Origin of the sequence: Comamonas sp. B-9 (assembly GCF_000410635.1) — a bacterium.
Classification (GTDB): domain Bacteria; phylum Pseudomonadota; class Gammaproteobacteria; order Burkholderiales; family Burkholderiaceae_C; genus Comamonas.
In genome coordinates, this window is the sequence record NZ_KE148676.1 from 3,448 (window position 1) to 4,606 (window position 1,159).

General features: G+C 69.9%; 1 protein-coding gene. It reads left to right on the top strand.

From position 1 onward, the window contains the following. A partial coding sequence (gene glcF / locus H928_RS29795) for a glycolate oxidase subunit GlcF (RefSeq protein ID WP_043341977.1) occupies positions 1–1,007 on the top strand: 1,007 nt, incomplete at its 5' end. Positions 1,008–1,159 lie beyond the last annotated feature (152 nt).

Genomic DNA, 1,159 nt, shown 5'->3' on the forward strand with positions numbered 1-1,159 from the left:
CGACCTGCCCCAGCGGCGTGCAATACGGCAAGCTGCTCGATATCGGCCGCCACATCGTTGACCAGAAGGTGGAACGCCCGACGGCCGAGCGCCTGCAGCGCTGGGCGCTGCGCAAGGGCATGGTCTCCAAGGCCTTTGGCCCGGCGCTGGCGCTGGGGCGGCTGGCCCGCCCGGTGCTGCCTGCCGCGCTGAAGGCCAAGCTGGCGCGCGTACCGCGTGCCGGCAAGTGGCCGACGCGTGCCCATGAGCGCAAGGTGCTGATGCTGGCCGGCTGCGTGCAGCCGGTGATGCTGCCCAATATCAATGCCGCCGCTGCCCGGGTGCTCGATGCTGTAGGCATCCAGACCTTGGTCACGCCGGCCGCTGCCTGCTGCGGCGCGGTGCAGCAGCACCTGAGCGACCCGCAGGGCGCGCTGGCGCAGGCGCGCGCCAATATCGATGCCTGGTGGCCCCATGTGGAGAGCCAGCAGGTCGAAGCGATTGTGACCACGGCTTCTGGCTGCGGCGTGATGGTCAAGGACTACGGCCACCTGCTGCGCCATGACAGCGCCTATGCCGCGCGTGCCGCTGCGATTGGCGCGCTGGCGCGTGACCTTTGCGAGCTGCTGCCCGAGCTGGAGCAGCGCCTGCAAGGCCAGCTGAACCTGCCCGAAGCCCCGCTGGCCTACCACCCGCCCTGCACCTTGCAGCATGGCCAAAAGCTGCGCGGCGGGGTGGAGACCAGTCTGCGCCGCCTGGGCTTTGACATCCGTGTCTCGCGGGTGGAATCGCACCTGTGCTGCGGCTCGGCCGGAACCTATTCGTTGCTGCAACCCGAGATTGCGCACCAGCTGCGCGACCGCAAGATCGGCACCCTGAACCAGGCCTGCAGCGATGCGCCGCCCGCCGCGATTCTGTCGGCCAATATCGGCTGTATCTCGCATTTGCAGTCGGGCACCGATGTGCCGGTGCGCCACTGGATCGAGGTGATCGACGAGGCGCTGGCGCCCGCCAAGGCCCAGCGCTGAAGCGGCTCAGACGGCCAGCGCCAGACCATCCTTGCGGTGGTCGGAGGCGCCGCAGAGCTGGCCATCGGCCAGGCGCCAGATGCACTGCGCGCCGCCAAAGTCGCTGCGCCCGCCCAGCTCGCCTTCGCCGCTGGGCTCGCGGTAGCCCTGGG